The sequence below is a fragment of the Nonomuraea composti genome, assembly GCF_012034275.1.
Lineage (GTDB): Bacteria > Actinomycetota > Actinomycetes > Streptosporangiales > Streptosporangiaceae > Nonomuraea > Nonomuraea composti.
In genome coordinates, this window is sequence record NZ_JAATEP010000067.1 from 31605 (window position 1) to 53945 (window position 22341).

Genomic DNA, 22341 nt, shown 5'->3' on the forward strand with positions numbered 1-22341 from the left:
GTCAGTTCTCGGCGCGGCCGTCCCGCCAGTAACCCATGAACGCGACCGAGCGCCGGTCCACGCCGCGCTCGCCCACCAGGTGCCGGCGCAGCGTCTTGATGACGGACGCCTCCCCGGCCAGCCACGCGTACAGCGGCCCGTGGTCGACCTCCTCCTCCGGCGGCACCTCCCACAGCTCCTCGGTGTCCACGTCCACGTCCACGAAGTCGGCGGGGGCGGAGGTGGAGGCGGGGGCGGGCGAGGACGGCAGGAGGCGGCCGGCGGCGGCCTGGACGGCGGGGACGAGCTCGCCGCCGCGCTCGCCGCCGTTCCTGGCCAGCCAGGTGACCTTGACCGAGGCGGCCGTCTCGACGGGCAGGGCGTCGTCGGCGCAGGGCACCTCCATGAACACCTCGCCGTGCAGGTGGGCGGGCAGGCGCTCCAGGATGGCGCAGATGGCGGGCACGGCGGTCTCGTCCCCGGCGATGAGCACGCAGCCGGTGCCGGCGGGCGGGTGGAACTCCAGCCCGCCGTGGCGGCCCGCGAAGCGGGCATGCGGGCCGTAGAGCGCGGCGGCGTCGCCGACCTGGACCGCTTCGGCCCAGCGGGCGGCGGGCCCGCCGTCGGGGTGCATGACGATGTCCACGTCCACCTCGCCGGCCTCGGGCCGGACGGTCCGCGCGGTGTAGGTGCGCATCGGGTTGCGCCGGGTCTCGTCCAGCTCGCGCCAGCGCGGGTACCAGTCGCTGCCGCTGGGCAGGTGGGCGAAGCCGTGCTCGGGGACGGGGAGGAAGAGCTTGACCCGCTGGTCGAAGCCGTTGTCGGCGAAGTGCCGCAGGTCGTCCCCGGTGAAGGTGACCCGCAGGAACGACGGGCTCAGCCGTTCGAGCCGGTCCACCCGTACGTGGAACATGTGAAAGGGCTCGGTCATCCCCGAAATCTCCGATCTAGATTAGGTGAGGCTAACCTAAACGATCGCGGCGGTTTAGGCCAGCCGGGGCCAGTGTCACGCAGAGTGATGAGACGGTCGCAATGTGTTTTCGCAAAAAAGACCCGCCATCCCGGATGGATGGCGGGTATGAATGGCAGGAATTCGCGGGTGGCTACGCGTCGCCACCATGAAGGTATTTCCCATCATTCGCTGCTGGGGCGGGAATTCAGCTGAGAATCCGGGTGGTCGCCGAATTCGAGATGCTGCCCCCGCCGCCGCTGCCCGAGCCCATGCCGCTCACCGGGGAGGGAGTGGCGCCGGGCTTGACGATCGTCGCCTGGGCGTTGCTCGTCCCGACCGCGAGGCTGCCGTTCTTGAGCAGCTTCCAGAAGACGAGCTGGTGACGCACCGTGCCCGCCGCGTCCATCTGGTACTTGACCTGCACGGTGCCGGTGAACGGGCCGAGGGTCGTGGTCACGGTCTTCAGGACGGGGTTGGTGTCGCTCAGCGTGATGGTCGTCGGGCTGAGGGCGGCGCACTTCACGCCGAGGGTGGACGCCTCGACGCAGACGTTGATCCGCGCGTCCAGGGTGTGGGTGGGCGCGGCGTTCGCGGCGCTCCCCGCCCCGGTGAGAATGGCGCTCGCGGTGGCGGCGGTGCCCGCCAGGGACAAGATTCTGCGCTTGATCGACATGACGGTCTGCCTTTTCTCTTGTGGATGGGCATGACGAATTGACGAAGGAAACGTTAAAACTTTCAACAGGACCACTCTGGGCCTAATTACGCACAAGGCGCATGAGCTGAATCACACCCGTCCGGGGGCGCGGCGGGGCGGCGGGGCCGGGAGAGGTAGCGTCGTAGCGCTGAAACAGGTGTCCCCCTCCCTGGGTAAGGAGCCCGACTTGTCTCCTGTGATCCTCTCCGCGGCGGGCGTCGCGCTGGTGCTCGACGACGCAGCTCCTGGCCTGCCGCGGGTGCGGCACTTCGGCGCCGGGCTCGGGCCCGTCGCCGGGGCCGACCTGCTGCCCGCGCTGACCTCCCCGGCCCCGCCGCTGCTGCCCGCCCAGGGCGACGGCTGGTACGGGCGCCCCGGCCTGTCCGGCGGCAGGGACGGCGAGCACTGGCCGGTGCGGTGGACGGTGGACGGGATCGACGTGACGGCCGAGCCGGGCTCCGGCGGGTCGGTGACCGTCACCGCCTCCGACGCCAGGGCCGGGTTGCGGCTGGCGAGCGAGCTGGTCATGGACGGCGGCGGCCTGGTGCGGATGCGGCACACCCTGACGAATACCGCCGCGTCCGCGTACCGGGTGGCGGGGCTCGTGTGCGCGCTGCCGGTGCCGGCGCGGGCCGGTGAGCTGCTCGACTTCACCGGCCGGTGGGCGCTGGAGAAGGTGCCGCAGCGCAGGACGTTCGGGCAGGGAGTGTGGTCGAGGGAGAACCGGCGCGGCCGCACCGGGCACGACGCGACGGGGCTGCTGGTGGCGGGCACCGGCGGGTTCGGGTTCCGCGCCGGCGAGGTGTGGGCGGTGCACGCGGGCTGGAGCGGCGACCACGTGCACTACGCCGAGAGGCTGGCCGAGGGCGTGGCGCTGCTGGGCGCCGGCGAACTGCTCGAACCCGGCGAGGTCGTGCTCGCAGAAGGCGAGTGCTACAGCACGCCGTGGGTGTACTTCGCCTGGTCCGGGGCCGGGCTTGACGACGTCAGCGCGCGCCTGCACGGCCACCTGCGGGCACGCCCGCTGCCGGTGCGGCCCGTCACGCTGAACAACTGGGAGGCCACCTACTTCGACCACGGCCTCGACCGGCTGCTGGAGCTGGCCGACAAGGCCGCCGCCGCCGGGATCGAGCGGTTCGTGCTCGACGACGGCTGGTTCCGCCACCGCCGCGACGACCGGGCCGGCCTCGGCGACTGGTACGTCGACGAGGGCGTCTGGCCCGGCGGCCTGCACCCGCTGGCCGACCGGGTCCGCAAGCTCGGCATGCAGTTCGGCCTGTGGTTCGAGCCGGAGATGGTCAACCCCGACTCCGACCTGGCCCGCGCCCACCCCGACTGGATACTCGGGCACGCCGAGCGCATGCCGCCGCCGCAGCGCCACCAGCAGGTGCTCGACCTGGCCCGGCCGGAGGTGTACGCGTACCTGCTGGAGCGGCTGGACGCGCTGGTCGGCGAGTACGCGCTCGACTACATCAAGTGGGACCACAACCGCGACATCGCCGAGCCGGTGCACGACGGCGTGCCCGGCGTGCACGCGCAGACGCTGGCCACCTACCGGCTGCTGGACGAGCTGCGCGCCCGCCACCCCGGCCTGGAGATCGAGTCGTGCTCGTCGGGCGGCGCCCGCGTCGACTTCGGCATCCTGGCCCGCACCGACCGGGTGTGGACCTCCGACAGCAACGACGCGCTCGACCGGCAGCACATCCAGCGCTGGACGGCGCTGCTGGTGCCGCCGGAGCGGATGGGCTGCCACGTCGGCGCGCCGCGCGACCATGTCACCGGCCGGATGTTGCCGCTGGCCTTCCGCGCCGCGACCGCCCTGTTCGGGCACATGGGCGTGGAGTGGGACCTGACGGCGGCGAGCCAGGAGGAGCTGGCGGAGCTGGCCGGCTGGATCGCGCTGCACAAGCGGCTGCGGCCGGTGCTGCACGCCGGGCGGGTGGTGCGCGCCGACCATCCGGACCCGTCGGCGCTGCTGCACGGGGTGGTGACGCCGGAGCGGGCCGTGTACGCGTACGTGCAGATCAGCTCCAGGCCCGTGATCGAGCCGGGCCCGCTGCGGCTGCCGGGGCTCGACCCCGAGGCCGTGTACGAGGTGCGCGTCGCCGGGCCCGCCGCCGAGGGCATCGCGATGCCCGCGTGGGCCGCCGCCCCGGTGCGGCTCACCGGCGCCGTGCTGGGCGAGATGGGGCTGCCCGCCCCGGCGCTGCGGCCCGCGTCCGCGCTGGTGCTGGAGCTGGTGCGGGTCTAGCCGGGACGAGACCCGAAGCCTGGACGAGGCTGGCCGGGGTCGAGGCCCGAAGCCCGGACGAGGCTAGCCGAGGTCGAGCTCCGAGCCGCCGAACCGGTCGCGCAGGAACCGGCCCTGGTCGCGCAGCGCCTGCTCGTCGCCCCGATGGATCGCCTCGGCGACCTTGCCCATCTGGGCGTCGAGCAGGGCGAGCTGCTCCAGCAGCTCCTCGTGCGCGCTGCGCTCCCGCCCGGCCCGCCGGGTCAGGGCGTAGCGGCGGGGCAGGTTCGCGTACGCCTCCAGGCTGGCGGGCAGGTAGCGGCGGATGGTCTGCGCGACCACGTGGAGCTGGTCGGGGGCGGCGGTGAGCTGTTCGGCCCTGGCCAGCACGCCGCCGATGACCTCGGCCAGCGCGTGCACGGCGGCGCGCACGTCCTCGGGGAAGCGGTGGTCCACGCGCCGCACCAGCCCGTCGAGGTCCGCGCGCAGCGCCCGCGTCTCGACCTCGGCGTGCGAGATGGTCAGCCGGACCCGGTCGGGCGGGGCGAGCAGCGCGCCCGCCCCGTACAGCGCGATCACCACGACCGGCCAGTACGCGCCCGCCACCCCCAGGAAGTGGGCGACCAGGCCGAGCAGCGCCAGGCAGGAGCCGGCGATGTTCCTGGTCGAGCCCAGGTAGCGCAGGGCCCGCTCACTGATAGCCACGGATCTCCTTGAACGCGCTGGTCAGCGACGTCTCGCGGGCGTCGAACACGGCGCCGCCGGTCAGCTCGGCCACCTGCCGCATCTCCTCCACGTCGCTGTCGCCGAACAGCACCACGAACGTCGGCACCCGCCGCCGCTCCTCCGGCAGCGACCGGTAGTGGCTCTCGAAGTCGGCGTAGCCGGAGCCGTCGGTGTTCTCGCCGTCCGTCATGAGCACGATCGACCCGTAGTGTCCGGCCTCGACGGGCCGGTCGTAGGCGGTGCGGAGGCTGTCGTAGATCGCGGTGCCGCCGTTGGCGGACAGGCCCTCGGCGAAGCTCCTGATCGCGGCGAGCACCGTCTCCGGGTTCCGCTCGGGCACGGTGAACGGCACCGGCTCGCGCGGCGCGCCGCTGAAGGGGATCATCGTCACGGTCTCGCGCTCGCTGAAGCGGGTGAAGGCGCCGGAGGCGGAGGTGTCCGCGCCGGTGAGCGCCACCAGCGCCTGCCGCAGCGCGTCGATCCTGCCGCCCTTCATCGAGCCGGACGTGTCCAGCACGAACGTGGCCTGCGCCGGGACGCGCACCTGGTTGAGGTAGGTGGCGATCAGCTCGTCGGCGGTGCTGCGCCGGTTGGGGAAGGGCAGCTCGATGAGCTGCGCGGCGCCGAACCGGGCGTCCAGCGGGACGCCGCCGGTGATCGGCCGGCGGTGGGTGCCGGTCATGATCTCCTTCTGCACGGCCGGGGTGCGCAGCCAGGCGGCGAGCTTGCCGTACAGGACCTTCTTCTCCTCCGGCGCGGAGGCCAGCAGCGTGAGCGGGTAGTCGGCGCTGACCACGCCGTCGCCCGGGTAGACGAGCGTGAGCGGCTCGCGGGCGCCGAGCAGCACCGACTCGTAGTTGACCATGCCGTCCACGCTCGGGTCGCGGGCGTAGGCGTCGGCCAGCCAGCCCGACGAGCCGGCCGTCAGCCGCTGCGCGGAGAAGAACTCCTTCAGGCGCGGCGTCACCGAAGCGACCTGCTCGGCGCCGAGCGCGCCGTCGGCGTCCGACAGCGCGGCGGCCACGCCGACCAGGGCGGAGAAGCCGGAGTTGGAGGAGGCGGGGTTGGTCATGCCGAAGCTGAACCGGCCGTCCCCGGCCGCCTTCGCGATGTCGGCCCAGGTGACCGGCTTGCCGTTCCAGCCGAGCTCGGCGGCCTTGGCCGGCTTCAGCCCGAGCACCACCGGCGAGACCATGATCTTCGTCTGGGTGGACAGCTTGGCCTGGGCGCCGTCGAGCAGCGACAGGTAGCGGTTGGAGGAGAACCAGGTGGCGTCCGCCTTGCCGTCGGCGCGGCCGCTCGCGACCTGGTCGGCGCCGTCGAGCGTGCCGGTGTAGGTGAGCGCCACCTTGACCCCGGCCTCGCTCTCGGCCCGCCGCAGCAGCGGCTCCAGGTCCTTGATCTCGCTGCCGGCCAGGACGCGCAGCACGTCGGGCCCGTCGGTGGGCCCGTCGGTGGGCTCGTCGGTGGGCTGGGCGGGCCCGCTCGCGCAGGCCGCCGCCAGCAGCAGGGCCGCGGCGCACAGGAGGATTCTCACGCGGACGCCTCCTTGGCGCGGTCCAGGTACGTCCTGGCGTGCTCCAGCTCCGACGACAGGCTGTCCACCGTGGCCGCCATGCTGTCCACCGCCTTGGCGCGGAAGGAGTCGATCAGGTCCATCGTGGCGTAGACGTTGTCGAACGCCTGGCGCAGCGTGTCCAGGTCGACCGTGGTCGAGGCCGCCTGGTTCTGGACGGCGCCGGCCTGCGTGCGCAGCATCTCGCTGGTGGCCAGGATCAGGTCACCGGTCGTCGCGTTGAGCGCGGTGATCTGGTCGAGGACGAGCTTCTGGTTGGCCAGCGCCTGCGCGACCGTCACCGCCGTGCGCAGCGCGGCGACCGTGGTCGTGGTGGCGCGGTCCACGCCCTTGCTGAGCTCAAGGTTGTTCTTGCGGACCAGGTCGAGGGCCAGGTAGCCCTGCGCGGAGACGGCGAGCTGGGTGAGCAGGTCCTGGTGCTTCTGCCGGACGGCGAACAACGCGTCCGACCGCAGCGCCGTCGCCTGCTGCTCGTCGGCCACGGCGATGCGCTCCTCCAGGGCCGCGTCCATCTCCTTGGCCATGACGGCGTACTCCTGCAGCCGCGTCATCGTCTCCCACAGGCTCGCCTTCTCGCCCTCGATGGCGGCGTTGTCGCGCAGCAGCTCGTCCTGGCCGGACCGCAGCGCGCGGATGATGTCGTCGAGGTGCTTCTGGGCGGAGTGGAACTTGGCGAAGTAGTCGCGCAGCCGGTCGCCGAACGGGATGAGCCCGAGCAGCTTGCGGGGGCCGCTCGCGGCCTGCTTCGGATCGAGGTCCACGACGGTACGGCGCAGCGCCACCAGGTCGCCGGCCACCCTGGCCTGCGCGTCGGCGCCCTCGCCCTTGGCGGAATGGAGGGCCGCGACCGGCCGCTTCAGCATGCGGTTGGCCACTTGCGAGGCGGAGCGGATCTCGGTGTCGCCCATCGAGGAGATGTCGTGCACCTTGCGGGCGAACTCCGGCGAGCGCGGGTCGATGCCGCCCAGCTCGCCGGCGAAGGCGCGCGCCTTGGCGGCCAGCTCCGCCGCGCGCTCGCCGGTCATGGGCAGCATGGTGGCCGCCGTCTCGACCGGCACCGGCGTGACGGGCGCGGGCGGCGTGAGCACCAGATCGGACACGTGCGGGATCTCCTTGTCAGGGACGTGCGGCGTCGATGGTGGTGATGAGCCGGTCCAGCCGCTCGTACGTGGGCGGCTCGACGACGTCCACCAGGTCGGCGGTGGCCGGCGCCCCGGTCTTGGCGACCAGGCCGGCGAACGCGCGCGGGTCGGTGGTGCGGAAGCCGTAGGCGGCGGCGAGCGACTGCAGCTCGGGATCCTCGGTGAGCAGCCGGCCGACCCGGTCGCCGGCGGCCGACAGGGGGACGAGGGTGTGCTTGCTCAGCACGGTCGGCGACGGGTAGACCAGCCGCATGTCCGGCTTGATCGCGCCGTCGCCGGCGAAGACGTGCGCCAGGTACTGCGCCTCGTAGACGACCAGCATCGGCGTCTTGCCCGCGCCCAATGCCAGGTAGTCGTCGAACGAGGCCTCGCTGGTCGACTCGGAGAAGCCCTGGTCGAGCACGGCCGGGGCGAGGACGGGCGCGATCTTGGCGATCTGGGCGTCGGAGGTGATGACGTCCTCGCCGTTGGCCACGTAACCGATCACCGACAGGTACATGGCGGCGGAGTTGGAGGTGCGGATGTCGGTCGTGGTCAGCAGGACGCGCTTGCGCGCCTTGTACGCCGAATTACCCGGAATCTCATCCCAACGAGTGCCTTTAGCCACCAGTTCCAGATATTTCTTGATATCTAGGGTTTGGTGGCTTTTGCCGGAATTGCTCAGCACGCCGGCCTTCGCCAGCAGCCCCGCGATCGGCTCGAACGTGGCCACCGCCATCGGAGAATAGAACGGCGAGTACGTCACCGTCGCCCCCCGGTCGCGCTTGATCCGCTCGGCCGCCGGCACGCTGGAGGGAAAGGCGAAGGCGTACCGGCCCAGGTCCACGTCCGTCACGATCTGCCGCGACCCGGCCGTGTCCACCTCGACGCGCAACCCGTGCCGGGCGAAGGCCGCCCGCACGCGCGGGTCGTCGAAGAACGGCTTCTTCTCCGACCCGATGACCCCCCGCACCACCGCCACCGCCGGCCGCTCTTCCCCCCGATTGCCGGCGACGACCGCGACCACCGCCACCCCGGCCAGAACCGCCGCCAGAATGACGCCGATCCACCGCTTCATCGAACCCCGTTTCCCGAAAAGAACCCCTATATGGGGGATTATGGGATGACGGTGACGGGGGTCGCGCGGGGGTGAAGGCGAACGTACGGCAGAATTCATCCGCCGTTCACGGAATGACGTTTCCGGGCCTTCTGAAAACGGTCAGGGGATGACGTCGGCCACGATCGTGACGCCGTCCTTGCGGCACGACGTCAGCCTGCCGGTCCTCATGCTCTCGGCCGCGCTGTTGCTCGCGCACTCCCAGCCCGCGACGGTGGCGACGCCGGCGCTGCCCTGCTTGGCGGTCTTCGGCCGGTAGTAGGTGCGCAGGACGCGCAGGGCCTCGGCGCAGTCGGCCCGGCCCCGCGCCACGGCGACGGCGGCCGGGGAGCCGTTCGCGGCCTCCGCCTTCCCGCACACGGTGCCGGGCCCGGCCAGGGACGGGGTCGGCGTCAGGGTCGGCGTCAGGGTCGGGGTCGGGGTTGGGGTCGGCGTCGGGATCGGCTCTGCGTCGGCGGTCCGCGCGGGCGAGGGCGCGGGAGCGGGGGAGGGGAGCGGGGCGGGGCCGCAGGCGGCCAGGAGGAGCAGGAACGGGGCACAGGCTACGGCGGCACGGACACGCACGGGGGCGGGAACTCCACGGAATCGACGGCACGACCGGGGCAGTCTCTCACAGGCACGGCGGGTGGCGATTCGTCAAGAAAGCGTAGTTTCCGGCCAGGTGGTGAAGGCGGTTTAATGCCGCCGCAATCACCGGAGCCGTGATCACGTAACACGGCCCACGCAGACTGGACGTCATGAGCGATGCACCGAAAGTGACTGACGCACGTACCGGACCTGGCCGTTCCTGGGGGCGGGAGCTCGTCGAGCTGGCCGCGCTGTTCCTCGCCGTCGGCCTTGCGCACCTGCTCGCGACCCTGCTCGGCCACCAGGATCCCGGCCCTGTCGTCCTGGTCGGGCTGGGAGCGGCGCTGATCGTCGGCGCCGCGATCCACAAACGCCTCGGCCACCGCCGCCCGGGTGCGAGGGCGCGCGCCGGGGCGCCGTTGCCGGTCCAGGACGGTGCCGGCGGGCCCATGGCGTTGTGGCGCATCCGTATGCGGGTGGTGGAGCGGCCCGGCCGGCTGGCCACCGTGGCGGCGGCGTTCGGCAGGCTGGGCTGCAACATCCTGGCGCTGCACATCGCCCCGACCGGCGGCAGCGCCATCACCCCGGCCGGTTGCGACGCGCTCGACGAGTTCGTCATCGAGGCGCCCCGCGACCTCGACCTGGACGCGCTCGCGGCGGCGCTCACCGAGGCCGGCGGGCAGGACGTGGTGATCGTGCCCGCCCGCGTGAAGGACCTCACCGACCCGGGCGTGCAGGCGCTGGTGCTGGCGCAGCGCGTCAGCGACGACCCCGACCGGCTGCCCGAGGCGATGGCCGAGCTGCTGCGGGTCGCGCACGTGGAGTGGCGGCGGCCCGGCGACACCGTGGACGAGGGCGCCGAGCTCAACACCACCATGGTGATCTCGGTGAACCCGGACCGGGCGCTGCTCGTCCGGCGGCCCGAGCTGCCGTTCACCCCGACGGAGGCGGCGCGGGCGGCGGCGCTGACCGCCGCCGCCACCCACGCCCGCTACACCCCCCGCACGGGTCAGCGGTAGCCCTTGGCCAGCACCGCCTCCGTGTCGCGGGTGATCCGGGCCGCGACCTCGGGGGCGAGGGCGAGGCGCGGCGGCCGGCAGGCGCCGCCCTTGCGGCCGGCCAGGTCCATCGACAGCTTGATCGACTGCACGAACTCGGTCTTGGAGTCCCACCGCAGCAGCGGGTGCAGGTCGCGGTAGAGGGGCAGCGCCTTGGCGACGTCGCCGGCGACGGCCAGGTGGTAGAGCTCGACGGTGGCGCGGGGGATCATGTTCGGGTATCCGGCGATCCAGCCGACGGCGCCGGCGATGCCCAGCTCCAGCAGCACGTCGTCCGAGCCGACCAGCAGGTCGAGCCCGGGGGCGAGCTCGGCGATCTCGTACGCCCGGCGCACGTCCCCGGTGAACTCCTTGACCCCGACGATCAGCCCCTCCTGGTGCAGCTCGGCCAGGAGGGCGGGCGTCAGGTCGACCTTGGTGTCGATCGGGTTGTTGTAGGCGACGACGGGCAGCCCCGCCTTGGCGACCTCGCGGTAGTGGGCGACGACGGCCGCGCGGTCGGCGCGGTAGGCGTTCGGCGGCAGCAGCAGCACCGACGACGCGCCCGCCTCGGCGGCCTGCTCGGCCCAGCGGCGCGCCTCCAAAGCCCCGTACGCGGCCACGCCGGGCATCACGTGGAAGCCTTCGGGCGCGGCCTCGACGGCGGTGCGGACGACGCGGGCGCGTTCCTCGGCGGTCAGCGTCTGGTACTCGCCCAGCGACCCGTTGGGGCACACGCCGTCGCAGCCGCCCTCGGCGAGGAAGCGCACGTGCTCGGCGTAGCCGTCGTAGTCGACGGACAGGTCGTCGTTGAAGGGCAGCGCGGTCGCGACGTGCACGCCGTGCCAGACGGGGGTGGTCATGCCGTTCTCTTCTCCTTGGTCCAGGTCTCGAGCCCGCCGGCGTCGAGGGGCAGCGCGGCGGACAGGTTCTCCGCGCCGTCCGCCGTCACCAGCAGGTCGTCCTCGATGCGTACGCCGATGCCGCGCAGCTCCGGCGGCACCGTGCGGTCGTGGGCGTGGAAGTACAGGCCGGGCTCGACGGTCAGCACCATGCCCGGCGTCATGGTGGCCCCGTGGTAGGACTCGGGGCGGGAGCGGGCGCAGTCGTGCACGTCGAGCCCGAGGTGATGGCCGATGCCGCAGATGAGGTAGCGGCGGTGGTGCTGGCCGGTGTCCGACAGGGCCTCGTCCACGGAGACGGGCAGCAGCCCCCAGTCGTGCAGGCCGCGCGCGATGACCTCCATGGCGGCGTGGTGGAAGGCGGTGAACGGCCGGCCGGGCGCCACCTGGGCGATGCCGGCGCGGTGGGCCCGCTCGACCAGGTCGTGCACCTGCCGCTGCGCCGGGCTGAACGTGCCGTTGACGGGGAAGGTGCGGGTGACGTCGGCGGTGTAGTGGGAGCGCGTCTCGACGCCCATGTCGAGCAGCAGCACCTCGCCCTCGCGGACGGGGCCGTCGCAGCGCACCCAGTGCAGGGTGGGGGCGTGCGGGCCGCTGCCGACGATGGAGGCGTAGCCGGGGCCGTTGCCGTGCGTCCTGGCGTACCGGTCGAAGGTGCCCTGCAGCCACCGCTCGCCGCCGCCGGCGACGGCGGCGGGCACCTCGGCGAGCACGGCGGCGAAGCCCTCGACGGTGCGGTCCACGGCCTCGCGCAGCTGCCGCACCTCCCACTCGTCCTTGATCATGCGCAGCTCGGCGAGCACCCGGCCCACGTCGTCGCCGGAGCCGTCGGGCTCGCCCGGGGCGGTGAAGTCCGCCAGCGGCAGGACCTCGACGCCCAGCGCGGCCGACCACTCGGCCAGGGACGGCGACGGGCCGACCCACAGCTCGCCGTGGGCGGCGTCGGCGAAGAAGCCGGTCTCGCCGGGGCGGGCCGGCGGCGGCAGGTACAGGGTGGCCGCGCCGTCGCGGACGACGGCCACCGCGTGCTCCACCGCGCAGCCGGTCAGCCAGGAGAAGTCGCTGTCCACGCGGAAGTCGTAGGCGGTGTCGTTGCTGCGGGTCGGCGCGCAGCCGGCCCGGACGACGACGGTGCGGCCCGGCAGCGCCTCGGCGAGCCTGGCCCGGTGGGCGGCGGCGGCCTCGGCCGCGCCCGGCACCAGGTCGGGCGGGCAGGCGGGGGAGTCCCAGCCCTGCGCGATGTACTGCGTGAACGCCGGGATCTCGGTCAGCTTGGGCAGCTTGCCGTCACCCATCGGTGAGTCCTCCTCCGAGGTCGCGGACGAGCGCGGTCAGGCGGGCGAAGACGCGGTCCTCGCCGATGCCGTCGTGCTCGTACTCGTTGGTGACCCAGGCCTGCGTGTTGCCGACCCTCGCGGCGGTCTCCAGTTGCAGGCCGGAGTCGACGTACATGTCGTCGAAGTAGACGGCGGCGGCCACCGGCACGTCGTTGGCGGCCAGCCGGTCCAGGTCGTAGAGAGGCGGCCAGTCGTCCCGCTCGGCGAGCAGCTCGACCGCGCCGCGGAAGGGGCGCAGCGCGCGGATCTCCTCGAACATCCAGGGGTAGATCATCTCCCCGGTGAACAGCAGCGGCCGGGCGTCCTCGGCGAAGGCGGGGTGGCGGGCGCGCTCGCGCTGCGCCGCCCACGCGGTCGCGCCGGCGCCGTGCCCGTAGATGCTCTCCTGCAGCGCGGCGAACAGCGGGTTGTCGGCGTAGGAGGAGCGGGCCAGCACCTGGTGCAGGAACGTCTCCGGCAGACTGTCCGATTCGTCGAGCAGCCAGTGCATGCGCTCGTAGCCGGGCTTCATGCCGAAGTCGATGCCCAGCGACTGCAGCCGCCGCACGGTCAGCGGGTCGCCGTCGGGCAGCAGCACGTCGCCCTCGGCCAGCCGCTCGGCCAGCCGCGCCGTCGTCCCGGCGTGGTGCGGATAGCGGCGGTAGAACTCGGCGTTCTTGGCCGCCACCCGCGGGTACGTGCGCCGGTACACCTCGGCGGCGTCGGGGTCGAGCGAGGGCAGGCCGCCCGCGACGTAGCAGGCCGACAGGCCCTCGGGCGCGTTCGACAGGTACGTCATCGTCAGGAACCCGCCGTAGCTCTGCCCCAGCGTCGACCAGCGCCGCCCGCCGAAGACGGTCCTGCGCAGGTGCTCGGCGTCGGCCACGATCGAGTCGGCGCGGAAGCGCGCCAGGTAGTCGGCGCCCTCGCGCGCGCCGAGCGCGCTCATCACCCGCCCGTCGATGCGCGAGCTGCGGCCGGTGCCCCGCTGGTCGAGCAGGATCACCCGGTACGTCTCCAGCGCCCGCCCCAGCCAGCCCGACGTGCCGACCGGCCGCGGCCCCTTGCCGCCGGGCCCGCCCTGCAGATAGAGCAGGCACGGCAGGTCCTCGCCGTCGCGGGCCGGGTCCACCAGCTCGCGGGCGAACACCGTGATGGTCGCCTCCGGGTCCGACCAGTCCAGCGGGACCCGCTCGACGTGGTCGCGCACCCGCATCCCGGGGATGGTGTACGTCGCGGTGATCAAGACCTCTCCCTCCTGCGGCGGTCCCACTCCGGGTCGATCCGGGGGATGGCCGCCAGCAGCGTGCGCGTGTACTCGTCCCGCGGGTCGTCGAACACCTGCCTGGCGGGCCCGATCTCGACGATCCGCCCCTTGCTCATGACCGCGACCCGGTGCGCGATCTGCCGCACCACGGCCAGGTCGTGGGCGATGAACACGTAGCTGAAGCCGCTCTCGCGCTGCAGCCGCCGCAGCAGCTCGATCACCTGTGCCTGCACCGACACGTCCAGCGCGGAGACGGCCTCGTCGCAGATGACCAGCTTGGGGTTGACGGCCAGCGCGCGGGCGATGCCGATGCGCTGCGCCTGCCCGCCGGAGAACTGCGCGGGGTAGCGCAGCGAGTGGTCGGGGTTGAGTCCGACCCGCTCCATCAGCTCCTTGGCGTGCTCGCGGCGGCTGCCCTTGGGCGCAATGCCCTGGTAGACCAGCGGCGCCATGAGGATGCGCTCCACCGTGTGGCGGGGGTTGAGCGAGGAGAACGGGTCCTGGAAGACGACCTGGACGTTGGCGCGGAAGCGGGCCAGCGCCGCGCCCTTGGCGTGGGTGACGTCCTCGCCGTCGAACTCCAGGGTGCCCGCGGTCGGGTCCATCAGCTTGGCGATCATCCGGGCGGTCGTGGACTTGCCGCTGCCGGACTCGCCGACGACGGCCAGCGTCTCGCCGAGTCTCACCTCGAAGCTGACCTGGTCCACGGCGGTGAACTCGGCCCTGGCGCCCAGCGGGCCGCGCGAGACGAACCGCTTGGTCAGGCTCTCGGCGCGCAGCAACGTCATAGGATCACCTCATCGTCGAGCGGGTCGATCAGCGAGTGGTGCGGCGGGTCGTCCAGCGAGTCGTCGATGCGCGGGATGCTCTCCAGCAACATCCGGGTGTACTCGTGCTCCGGTTCGGCGAAGATCTGCTCGGCGGTGCCGTACTCGACCTGCTCGCCGCGCCGCATCACCAGCACGCGGGTCGCGATCGAGCTGATCACGGCCAGGTCGTGGGTGATGAACACCATCCCGGTGCCGCTCTCGCGTTGCAGCCCGGCCAGCAGCCGCAGGATCTGCGCCTGCACGGTCACGTCCAGCGCCGTGGTGGGCTCGTCGGCGATCAGCAGCGCCGGCTCGCACACCAGCGCCATCGCGATCATGACGCGCTGCCGCTGCCCGCCGGAGAACTGGTGCGGGTAGTAGTCCACCCGCCGCTCCGGCTCGGGCAGTCCCACGTGCCCAAGCGCCCTGATCGCGACCTCGCGCGCGGCCCTGCGGGTGCCGCCGCGGTGCGCGCGGTACATCTCCTCGATCTGCAGGCCCACCGTGTAGTACGGGTTGAGCGACGACAACGGGTCCTGGAAGATCATCGACATCTGGTCGCCGCGCAGCCGGCGCAGCTCGCGGTCGGGCCGGCCGAGCAGCTCGGTGCCGTTCAGCCGGATGCTGCCCCTGGTCGTGGCGCCCTTGGGCAGCAGGCCCATGATGGCCAGGCTGGTCATCGACTTGCCGGAGCCCGACTCGCCGACGATGCCGACCGTCTCGTCCCTGCCGACCGTGAACGACACGCCCTGGACCACGTCCACCGGGCCGCGCGTGGTCGGGAAGGTGACGGTGAGGTCCTCCACGACAAGCAACTCGCTCATGGGGTCGTGATCCTCACTCTCGGGTCCAGCCTCGTGTAGACGAGGTCCACCACCAGGTTGCCGACCACCACGAAGAACGCCGCCAGCAGCGTGACCGCCATGATGACCGGCTGGTCGTTCTTGGCGATGGAGTCGGCGGCCATCTTGCCCACCCCGTTCAGCCCGAACACGGTCTCGGTGATGAGCGCGCCGCCGAGCAGCGCCGCGAAGTCCATGCCGAAGATCGTCGCGATCGGCGTCAGGGCCGGGCGCAGGGCGTGCCTGCGCATGGTCAGCGCCGGGCTGAGGCCCTTGGACCTGGCCGTGCGCATGAAGTTCTCGGCCAGGGTGTCGATCACGTTGGCGCGGGTGAGCCGGGCGTACAGGCAGGCGTAGCCGGTGGCCAGCACGACCCACGGCATCAGGTACGACTGGAACCACACCACCGGGTCGTCGGAGAACGCCACGGCCTGCGGGAACGGCAGCACCTGGAGCTGCACGACGAGCACGTACTGCAGGGCCAGCGCCAGCACGTAGTTGGGGATGCTGGAGCCGCCGAGCGCCAGCCCCATCGCGGTGCGGTCCCACCACGTGCCCTCCTTGACGGCGCTGAGCAGCCCGGCGGCGATGCCGACGATCAGCCACAGCACCGCCGCGCCGATCGCGACCGTCGCGCTGACCGGCAGCCGCTCCACCACCATGTCCATCACGGACTGGTTGGTCTGGAAGCTGTAGCCCAGGCACGGCGCCGCGCAGTGCACGAGGTTGGCGCCCTCGCCGTAGTCGCGGCCGGCGAAGATGCCGCCGAGGAAGCCGAAGAACTGCGTCAGGAACGGCTGGTTGAGCCCCAGCACGTCGCGAATCTGGTCGATGCGCTCCGGCGTGCACGTCTTCCCGCAGATCATCACCGCCGGGTCCGGCTGCAGGGTGAAGAACAGCACGAACGTGAACAGGCACACCAGGAACAGGATCACCACGACGCCGGCCAGCCGGCCGATCACGTACCGGGTCATCAGGAGGCCTCCCCCGCGTCGAAGGCGGCCCGGATCCGGTCGCCCAGCACGGTCAGCGACAGCACCGTGAGGAACAGGAACGCGCCGGGGATCACGAAGTACATCGGGTCGACGGCGTACCAGCCGACAGAGCTCGCGATCATCTGTCCCCACGACGGGGTGGGCGGCGTGACACCGACGCCCAGGAACGACAGCCCCGCCTCGGTGCCCACGTAGCCCGGCACGGCCAGGGTGGTCATCACGATCAGGGAGCTGCGCAGGTTCGGCAGGATCTCCTTGAACACGAGCTGCCCCGTCGAGGCGCCCGAGGCCCGCGCGGCCTCCACGAACTCCCGGTTCACCAGCGTCATCGTCTGCCCGCGCACCACCCGCGCCAGGTACGGCCAGCCGAACACGCTGATCACCACGACCAGCAGCACCGGCCGGTTGCCCTGCGGCAGCGCGGACAGGATCGCGATCATGAAGATGAGCGCGGGGAAGGCCATCAGGAAGTCCATGACCCGGCAGATCACCTGGTCCGCCCAGCCCTGGTAGAACCCGGCCAGCATGCCCAGCACCACGCCGAGCAGCGTGGTGAGCGCCGTGGCGGAGACCGCGATGATCAGCGAGACGCGGGCGCCGTACGCGATGCGGGCCAGGATGTCGCGGCCGTTCTGCGGCTCGACGCCCAGCAGGTGCTCGGAGCTGATGCCGCCGAGCGAGCCGTAGGGCACGCCGCCCAGGTCGGTGTTGACCGCGGCCGTGTCGAAGTCGTTGGGGCCGTGCCCGGTGATCGCGCTGATCAGCGGCGCGCCGATCGCCATGAGCACGATCAGCGCGAGGTAGGCGCCGCTGAGCACGGCGCCCCGATCGCGCAGCAGCACGCGGATGACGCGCCGGCCCGAGGTGGCGGGCGCCGGGCCCGCCACCTGCTCTGGATGCGCTGCGACGGTCATCTACTTCGTCGGCTTCGCCAGCCCGACGGAGACCAGGTCGACGCCGCCGGAATAGGAGTTGGACTGGTAGGCGCCCGCGATGTTCGCGCCGTTGACCAGGATGAGCTTCTCGTAGGCCAGCGGCACGACCGGCGCCAGCTTCATGATCTCCTTGTCCAGCTCGCCGTAGGCCGCGTTGGCCTGCTCGACGTCCGTCATCGCGGCGATCTCGTCGATCCTGGCGTTGATGCCCTTGTCGTTGATCTGCGCCAGGTTGGAGTTGCCCTTGGAGGTGATGTTGCGGCCGTCGAACAGCGGCGGCAGGAACGTCGCGCCGGACGCCCAGTCGGGGCACCAGCCGGTCACGGCCATGTCGTTCTGCTTGGCCGGGGTGCCGATGACCTCGTAGTACGTCGAGGTGTCGATGTTGTTGATCTTGACGTCGATGCCGATCTGCTTGAGCGCCTCCTGCACGGCGACCGAGACCGCCGCCATCTTCGGCTGCGCCCGCGTGTCCAGCGTCAGCGAGAACCCGCCCGACAGGCCCGCCTCCGCCAGCAGCTTCTTGGCCTGCTCGACGTTGTACGGGTACGGGTCGTAGTCCACCCGGCCGGCCACCGTGGGCGGCTGGATCGAGGTGCCCTTCTGCGCCAGCAGCGAGCCGCCCATCGCCGCCACGATCGTGTCCTTGTCGATCGCGTAGTTGATCGCCTGGCGCACCCGCACGTCGCTCAGGTACTTCTTCGTGGTGTTCAGGCCCATGTAGGTGGTGCAGCCGTTCAGCCCCGACAGCGTGCGCGCCTTGATCTGCGGCGTCTGCACGCGGGCCACGGTCGCCGCCTGGATGCTCTGCCCGAGCGCGTCGGCGTCGGTGCCCTGACCCGCCAGCATGCGCTCGTCGATGGTGGCCGGGTCGAGCCCGAACGTCCACTCGAAGGCGTCCGGCTTGGCCGTGCGCACCTGGTCGGTCTCCTGCTTCCACTGCGGGTTGCGCACCAGCTTCAGCGACGCGTTGCGCTGGTAGCTGGCCACCTTGTACGGCCCGCTCGCGATCGGCTTGGAGTCGAACGCCGCGCCCGCCCCGGTCCCCTTGGGGAACGGGGTGAAGTTCGCCAGCGCCAGCGCGCTCGGGAAGTCGGCGAACGGCTTCTTCAGGTGGATGACGACCGTCTTGGGGTCGGGCGTCTCGATCGTGTCGAGGTCGCCCGACAGGTACGGGCCCTTGTAGTCCTTCGGCGCGTCCAGCAGCAGCTTGCCGTACGGCGAGCCGATCCCGGCCTCCGGGTCGAAGGCGCGCGAGAAGCCGAACTTGACGGCCTCGCTCGTGATGGGTGTGCCGTCCTCGAAGAAGATGTTGTCCTTCAGCGTGAACGTCCACGTCTTGGCGTCGTTCGACGGCTTGCCGGTGTCGGTCGCCAGGTCCGGCACGATCTTCGTGCCCTCGGCGCCCGGCCCCGCGCCGAACGTCGTCAGGCCCCGGTAGATGAGCCGGTAGAAGTTGTTCACCCCGCCGTCGAAGCCGCGTACCGGGTCCAGGTGGGAGAAGTCCGCGTTGGCCAGGACGTGCACGGTGCCGCCGGTCGCGGGGGTCGCCTTCGCGCCCGTCCCGCCTCCCGCGGCCTGCGATGCCGTCCCGCCGCCAGCACCGCCGCCGCCGCACGCGGACAGTGCCAGCACGGCGGTCATCGTGACGCTCGTGAGCGCCGCAGATCTCCTCATTTCGCCTTCTTTCCATGAGTTGCGTACGGGGTCCTGACCCAGACCCGCATGGCTTCGGGGCCGCGGTTGCCCCAGAGGAAGTAGGGGACGAAGGTCGCCGTGACCGTCGTCTCCGGAAGCGCCTGCTCCAGCGGGAGCTCCGGGTAGAGCTCGGCGGAGGGCGGGGGAGCGGCGGTGGCGGTGACGGTGAGCACCACGGCGTCGTCCCGCCGCCCGGTGTTCGCGTTAACAATCTCCGGCACGCCGATCATCAGGTCGTCCACGGCCGCGTCCGGGCTGTCCTGCTGCTCCACGCAGTAGACCAGCGGGCCCCTGGCCAGGCTGGCCGCGCCCCTGGTCGCGTCGAGGTAGGGGTGCGAGCCGTGCGCCCTGACCGGCATCGGCAGCGTCAGCCGTACCTCGTCGCCGGCCGCCCAGCGGCGCTCGACGCTCAGCCAGCCGTCCCGCGCCTGCGCCGCGTGCGGCTCGCCGTTGACGGTGACCGCCGCGCCGCGCGCCCAGCCGGGCACCCGCAGCACCAGCCCGTACGGACCGTCCGGCGCCCGCTCGACCGTGATCCGCACGTCGCCGTCCCACGGGTAGGCGCTCTCCATGACCAGGCCCAGCTCCGTGCCCTCGACGCGGGCGCCGGTGTAGGCGGCGACCAGCAGCGCGCCGTCCCGCTCGGCCGCCACGTAGTCGGCGAGCTGCGCCATCCACCGCACGATGTTCGGCGGGCAGCACGGGCAGGTGAACCACGCCCGGCGCAGCGGCTCCCCGCCGCTCTCCGCACCGCTGCGCTGCTCGTGGTCGGGGCGGCGCTGCAGCGGGTTGTCGTAGAAGAACGCCCTGCCGTCGGCCGACAGGCCCACCGCGTAGGCGTTGTAGAGCACCCGCTCGAACACGTCGAGGTACTTGGCGCCGCCCGTGGCCAGGAACATCCGCCAGGCCCACTGCATGACGGCGATCGCCGCGCAGGTCTCGCTGTAGGCGCGCTCGGACGGCAGCTCGTACCGGTCGCCGATCGCCTCGTCGGAGTGGCGGCTGCCGAGCCCGCCCGTGACGTACAGCTTCGTCGCCACCATGTCGTCCCAGAGCCGCTCCAGCGCCTCGAACAGCGACCGGTCGCCCGTCTCCAGGAACACGTCGGCGGCGCCGGCCGCCAGGTACGCCATCCGCACCGCGTGCCCCGTCACCGACGGCAGCTCCCGGAAGGGCACGTGGTCCTGGAAGTAGTCGCCGGCGAAGATGCTGTGCTTGAGCTGCCCCGAGCCGCGCCGGTCCACGAACGCGGCCGCCAGGTCGAGGTAGGCGCGCAGCCCCGTCTCCCGATACAGCTCGACCAGCGCCATCTCCACCTCGGGATGGCCGCACACCCCCTCGTCCGCGAACCGCTGCACCACCAAGTCCGCGAACCGCTCCGCCACCCGCAGCAGCCGCTCGTCGCCCATCCTGCGCGCCGCCGCGACGGCGGCCTGGATGAGGTGCCCCAGGTTGTACAGCTCGTGCCCCCACGCCAGGTCCTCCCACGGCTTCTTGGCCGCCGCCGGGTCCTGGAAGAAAGAGTTGAGGTAGCCGTCCCCGGCCTGGACCCGCTCCAGGAGGCCGACGACCTCCTCGAAGAACTCCCGTACGGGCTTCCCGGCGCGGCCGTCGCCCAGCTCGTAGGCCAGCCCCTCCAGGGTCTTGTACAGGTCGGTGTCCAGGAACGGGTAGCGGCCCCGGTACGGCGCCGGGTCCTGCTCCAGGAGCCGGCTCAGGTTGGCGACGTTGCCCGCCGCGCGCAGCTGCTCGATGGTGTGCGGGATCGTGGCCGTGCCGTTGCGGCGCTGCCAGTGGTGCAGCAGACCACCGGTGATCCGCACCCCGGCCAGCGGCCGCACGGCCCCGGCGGACGTGCGCACGGCGCCGGACAGCGGCTTGACCTGCTTAGACGTCATGAACCTTCCCAGTAATGTGTGGCATTGCACTGAACCATAGGTGTCCGGAAGGTGAGTTGCCAAGGGTTGCGGGGGTGACGAAAAGAGAAAGTAACCCGTCCGGAATCTGGGACGCGGGGTCGCGGCTGGCTACAGTGGCGCGGTGCGACGCGTATCCGTGGTGGGGAACTCAGGCTCCGGAAAGTCCACGCTGGCCGCCGCTCTGGCGGCCCGGCTCGGCGTGCCCTGGCTGGAGCTCGACTCGGTCTTCCACATGCAGGGCTGGACGCCGAGGCCGAAGGAGGAGTTCCGGGCCGAGGTCGAGAAGTTCACCGACGCCGACGGGTGGGTGGTCGACGGCAACTACTCCGCCGCCCAGGACCTGGTGTGGGCGCGGGCCGACACCGTCGTCTGGTTCGACCTGCCCCGGCACACCGTGCTGCGCCGGCTGCTGCCCCGGACGCTGCGGCGGATGGCGACCGGGGCCGAGCTGTGGAACGGCAACAGGGAGTCGTTCCGGTTCCTGTTCTCGAAGGACGAGTCGATCATCCGGTGGGCGTGGACGCAGCACGCCGTCTACCGGGAGCGGTACCGCCGGGCCGCCGCCGATCCGGCGTACGCGCACCTGACGTTCGTCCGCATCGGCTCGCAGCGGGACGCCGACGACCTGCTCAGCGGGCTCTAGGGCTGCTCGGGGGCCAGGCCGCTGCGCCGGGCCAGCACCTTGGTGCCCGGGCCGTAGGCGGCGCCGGGGCCGGGTAGCGCCGTCACGGTCTCGGCGGTCACCGGATCGCCGCAGGACGAGCAGCAGACCCGCGGCGTGAACTCCGTACCGCAGGAGTCGTGCACCAGGCGCACCGGCGGGCCGCCCGCCGGGGTGGCCCACTTGTCGCCCCAGGCCATCAGCGCCATCAGCACCGGCACCAGCTCGCGGCCGGCCTCGCTGAGGTGGTACTCGTACCGCGGCGGCCGCTCCTGGTACGCCCGGCGCTCCACGATGCCGTCGGCCACCAGCGCCTGGAGGCGGCGGGTGAGCAGGTTGCGGGCGATGCCGAGGTTCTCCGCGATGTCGTCGAAGCGGTGCAGGCCGAGGTAGAGGTCGCGCACGATCAGCGGGGTCCACCACTCGCCGACGCGCTCCAGCGACTGCCCGATCGAGCAGTGCATCTCCGCGAAGCTGGTCCGTTGCATGACCTCAGTGTAGAGGGTTGCTTCATTAAACTCATAGCCGTACGGTGTGATCAGGCAGGTTTAATGAAAGGACTGACCCATGCCGTTCGTGGAACTGTTCGTCCCCAAGGGCACGCTCGACCAGGAGCACCGCGAGAAGATCGGCGGGCGCCTGGTGTCGGAGGTGATGATCGCCGAAGGCGCCCCCGACAACGAGGCCGCCCGATCCATCTCCTGGCTGGTGGTCAACGAGATCGACGCCTGGTTCGTGGGCGGCCGGCCGCTGCCCGCAGAGGAGAAGCCGAAATACGTGGTGCGAGTGGGGGTGCCGGCCGGGTCGATGAACGACGACAAGCGCCGCGACATCGTCCGGCGGGTCACCCGCGTGCTCGCCGACGCCGACACCGATCCGGACCGCTTCGCCCAGCCCCTTGCCGCGTGGGTGCACATCAACGAGATCCCCGAGGGCAACTGGGGCGCCGGCGGGGAGATCGTCCGCATCGAGGACATCGTGACGCTGGTGGCGGGCGG

Annotated in this window: 21 protein-coding genes; 4 read left to right on the forward strand and 17 right to left on the reverse strand. The window is 72.0% G+C overall.

Going from position 1 to position 22341, the window contains the following annotated elements; translation table 11 throughout:
* Position 1 precedes the first annotated feature (1 nt).
* Complete coding sequence (locus HCN51_RS50210; protein ID WP_168019743.1) at positions 2-910, reverse strand: siderophore-interacting protein; 909 nt, start codon at positions 908-910, stop codon at positions 2-4.
* A gap of 226 nt (positions 911-1136) precedes the next feature.
* Positions 1137-1604, reverse strand: coding sequence for a hypothetical protein (locus HCN51_RS50215; RefSeq protein ID WP_168019745.1), 468 nt, complete (start codon positions 1602-1604; stop codon positions 1137-1139).
* A 217-nt stretch (positions 1605-1821) separates the two neighbouring features.
* Between HCN51_RS50215 and HCN51_RS50220 the strand changes: the two genes are divergently transcribed.
* Positions 1822-3876: an alpha-galactosidase gene (locus HCN51_RS50220; protein WP_428981581.1), complete on the forward strand. Its 2055-nt coding sequence runs from the start codon at positions 1822-1824 to the stop codon at positions 3874-3876.
* A gap of 63 nt (positions 3877-3939) precedes the next feature.
* Here HCN51_RS50220 and HCN51_RS50225 read toward each other — a convergent pair whose 3' ends face one another.
* The 5 genes from HCN51_RS50225 to HCN51_RS61895 form a co-directional block, all read right to left on the reverse strand.
* The gene (locus HCN51_RS50225) at positions 3940-4560 is read right to left on the reverse strand and encodes a hypothetical protein (RefSeq protein ID WP_168019749.1); all 621 of its coding nucleotides are present in this window, start codon (positions 4558-4560) and stop codon (positions 3940-3942) included.
* Entirely contained in the window at positions 4547-6118 is a 1572-nt protein-coding gene (locus tag HCN51_RS50230; protein ID WP_346434093.1) for a vWA domain-containing protein, read from the reverse strand. Before HCN51_RS50230 ends, HCN51_RS50225 begins: the two co-directional genes overlap by 14 nt.
* Entirely contained in the window at positions 6115-7257 is a 1143-nt protein-coding gene (locus tag HCN51_RS50235) for a toxic anion resistance protein (protein WP_346434094.1), read from the reverse strand. Before HCN51_RS50235 ends, HCN51_RS50230 begins: the two co-directional genes overlap by 4 nt.
* Before the next feature lie 16 nt (positions 7258-7273).
* Positions 7274-8356: a hypothetical protein gene (locus HCN51_RS50240; RefSeq protein ID WP_168019751.1), complete on the reverse strand. Its 1083-nt coding sequence runs from the start codon at positions 8354-8356 to the stop codon at positions 7274-7276.
* A 141-nt stretch (positions 8357-8497) separates the two neighbouring features.
* Complete coding sequence (locus HCN51_RS61895; RefSeq protein WP_206068836.1) at positions 8498-8959, reverse strand: hypothetical protein; 462 nt, start codon at positions 8957-8959, stop codon at positions 8498-8500.
* A gap of 191 nt (positions 8960-9150) precedes the next feature.
* On the opposite strand from HCN51_RS61895, the gene HCN51_RS50250 reads away from it, so the two are divergent.
* Positions 9151-9981, forward strand: a complete 831-nt coding sequence (locus HCN51_RS50250) for an ACT domain-containing protein (RefSeq protein WP_168019753.1) — start codon at positions 9151-9153, stop codon at positions 9979-9981.
* On the opposite strand, the gene HCN51_RS50255 is transcribed toward HCN51_RS50250, so the two are convergent.
* The 9 genes from HCN51_RS50255 to HCN51_RS50295 are packed head-to-tail and all read right to left on the reverse strand — an operon-like array spanning position 9972 to position 20661.
* A complete protein-coding gene (locus tag HCN51_RS50255) occupies positions 9972-10862 on the reverse strand; it encodes a dihydrodipicolinate synthase family protein (RefSeq protein ID WP_168019755.1) in 891 nt (296 codons plus the stop codon). The two genes, HCN51_RS50250 and HCN51_RS50255, sit on opposite strands and share 10 nt — an antisense overlap.
* Positions 10859-12196, reverse strand: coding sequence for an aminopeptidase P family protein (locus HCN51_RS50260; protein WP_168019757.1), 1338 nt, complete (start codon positions 12194-12196; stop codon positions 10859-10861). The genes HCN51_RS50255 and HCN51_RS50260 overlap by 4 nt, the downstream gene beginning before the upstream one ends.
* Positions 12189-13463: an alpha/beta fold hydrolase gene (locus HCN51_RS50265; RefSeq protein WP_168019759.1), complete on the reverse strand. Its 1275-nt coding sequence runs from the start codon at positions 13461-13463 to the stop codon at positions 12189-12191. The genes HCN51_RS50260 and HCN51_RS50265 overlap by 8 nt, the downstream gene beginning before the upstream one ends.
* Positions 13460-14272 carry an ATP-binding cassette domain-containing protein gene (locus HCN51_RS62765; protein ID WP_168019761.1) on the reverse strand — a complete coding sequence of 271 codons (813 nt, stop codon included), beginning with the start codon at positions 14270-14272 and terminating at the stop codon, positions 13460-13462. Before HCN51_RS62765 ends, HCN51_RS50265 begins: the two co-directional genes overlap by 4 nt.
* On the reverse strand, positions 14269-15117 hold the full coding sequence (locus HCN51_RS62770; protein ID WP_168019763.1) for an ATP-binding cassette domain-containing protein: 849 nt from the start codon (positions 15115-15117) through the stop codon (positions 14269-14271). The genes HCN51_RS62765 and HCN51_RS62770 overlap by 4 nt, the downstream gene beginning before the upstream one ends.
* Positions 15114-16109 carry an ABC transporter permease gene (locus tag HCN51_RS50280; RefSeq protein WP_168019765.1) on the reverse strand — a complete coding sequence of 332 codons (996 nt, stop codon included), beginning with the start codon at positions 16107-16109 and terminating at the stop codon, positions 15114-15116. Before HCN51_RS50280 ends, HCN51_RS62770 begins: the two co-directional genes overlap by 4 nt.
* The gene (locus tag HCN51_RS50285; protein ID WP_080037286.1) at positions 16109-17044 is read right to left on the reverse strand and encodes an ABC transporter permease; all 936 of its coding nucleotides are present in this window, start codon (positions 17042-17044) and stop codon (positions 16109-16111) included. Before HCN51_RS50285 ends, HCN51_RS50280 begins: the two co-directional genes overlap by 1 nt.
* Positions 17045-18742: an ABC transporter substrate-binding protein gene (locus HCN51_RS50290; RefSeq protein WP_168019767.1), complete on the reverse strand. Its 1698-nt coding sequence runs from the start codon at positions 18740-18742 to the stop codon at positions 17045-17047.
* A complete protein-coding gene (locus tag HCN51_RS50295; RefSeq protein ID WP_168019770.1) occupies positions 18739-20661 on the reverse strand; it encodes a glycoside hydrolase family 127 protein in 1923 nt (640 codons plus the stop codon). The genes HCN51_RS50290 and HCN51_RS50295 overlap by 4 nt, the downstream gene beginning before the upstream one ends.
* 142 nt (positions 20662-20803) lie before the next feature.
* On the opposite strand from HCN51_RS50295, the gene HCN51_RS50300 reads away from it, so the two are divergent.
* Positions 20804-21325: a P-loop NTPase family protein gene (locus tag HCN51_RS50300; protein WP_206068837.1), complete on the forward strand. Its 522-nt coding sequence runs from the start codon at positions 20804-20806 to the stop codon at positions 21323-21325.
* Here HCN51_RS50300 and HCN51_RS50305 read toward each other — a convergent pair.
* Positions 21322-21831: a winged helix-turn-helix transcriptional regulator gene (locus HCN51_RS50305; protein ID WP_168019772.1), complete on the reverse strand. Its 510-nt coding sequence runs from the start codon at positions 21829-21831 to the stop codon at positions 21322-21324. The two genes, HCN51_RS50300 and HCN51_RS50305, sit on opposite strands and share 4 nt — an antisense overlap.
* 79 nt (positions 21832-21910) lie before the next feature.
* Between HCN51_RS50305 and HCN51_RS50310 the strand changes: the two genes are divergently transcribed.
* The coding region (locus HCN51_RS50310) for a tautomerase family protein (RefSeq protein WP_168019774.1) at positions 21911-22341 on the forward strand (431 nt) is incomplete at its 3' end.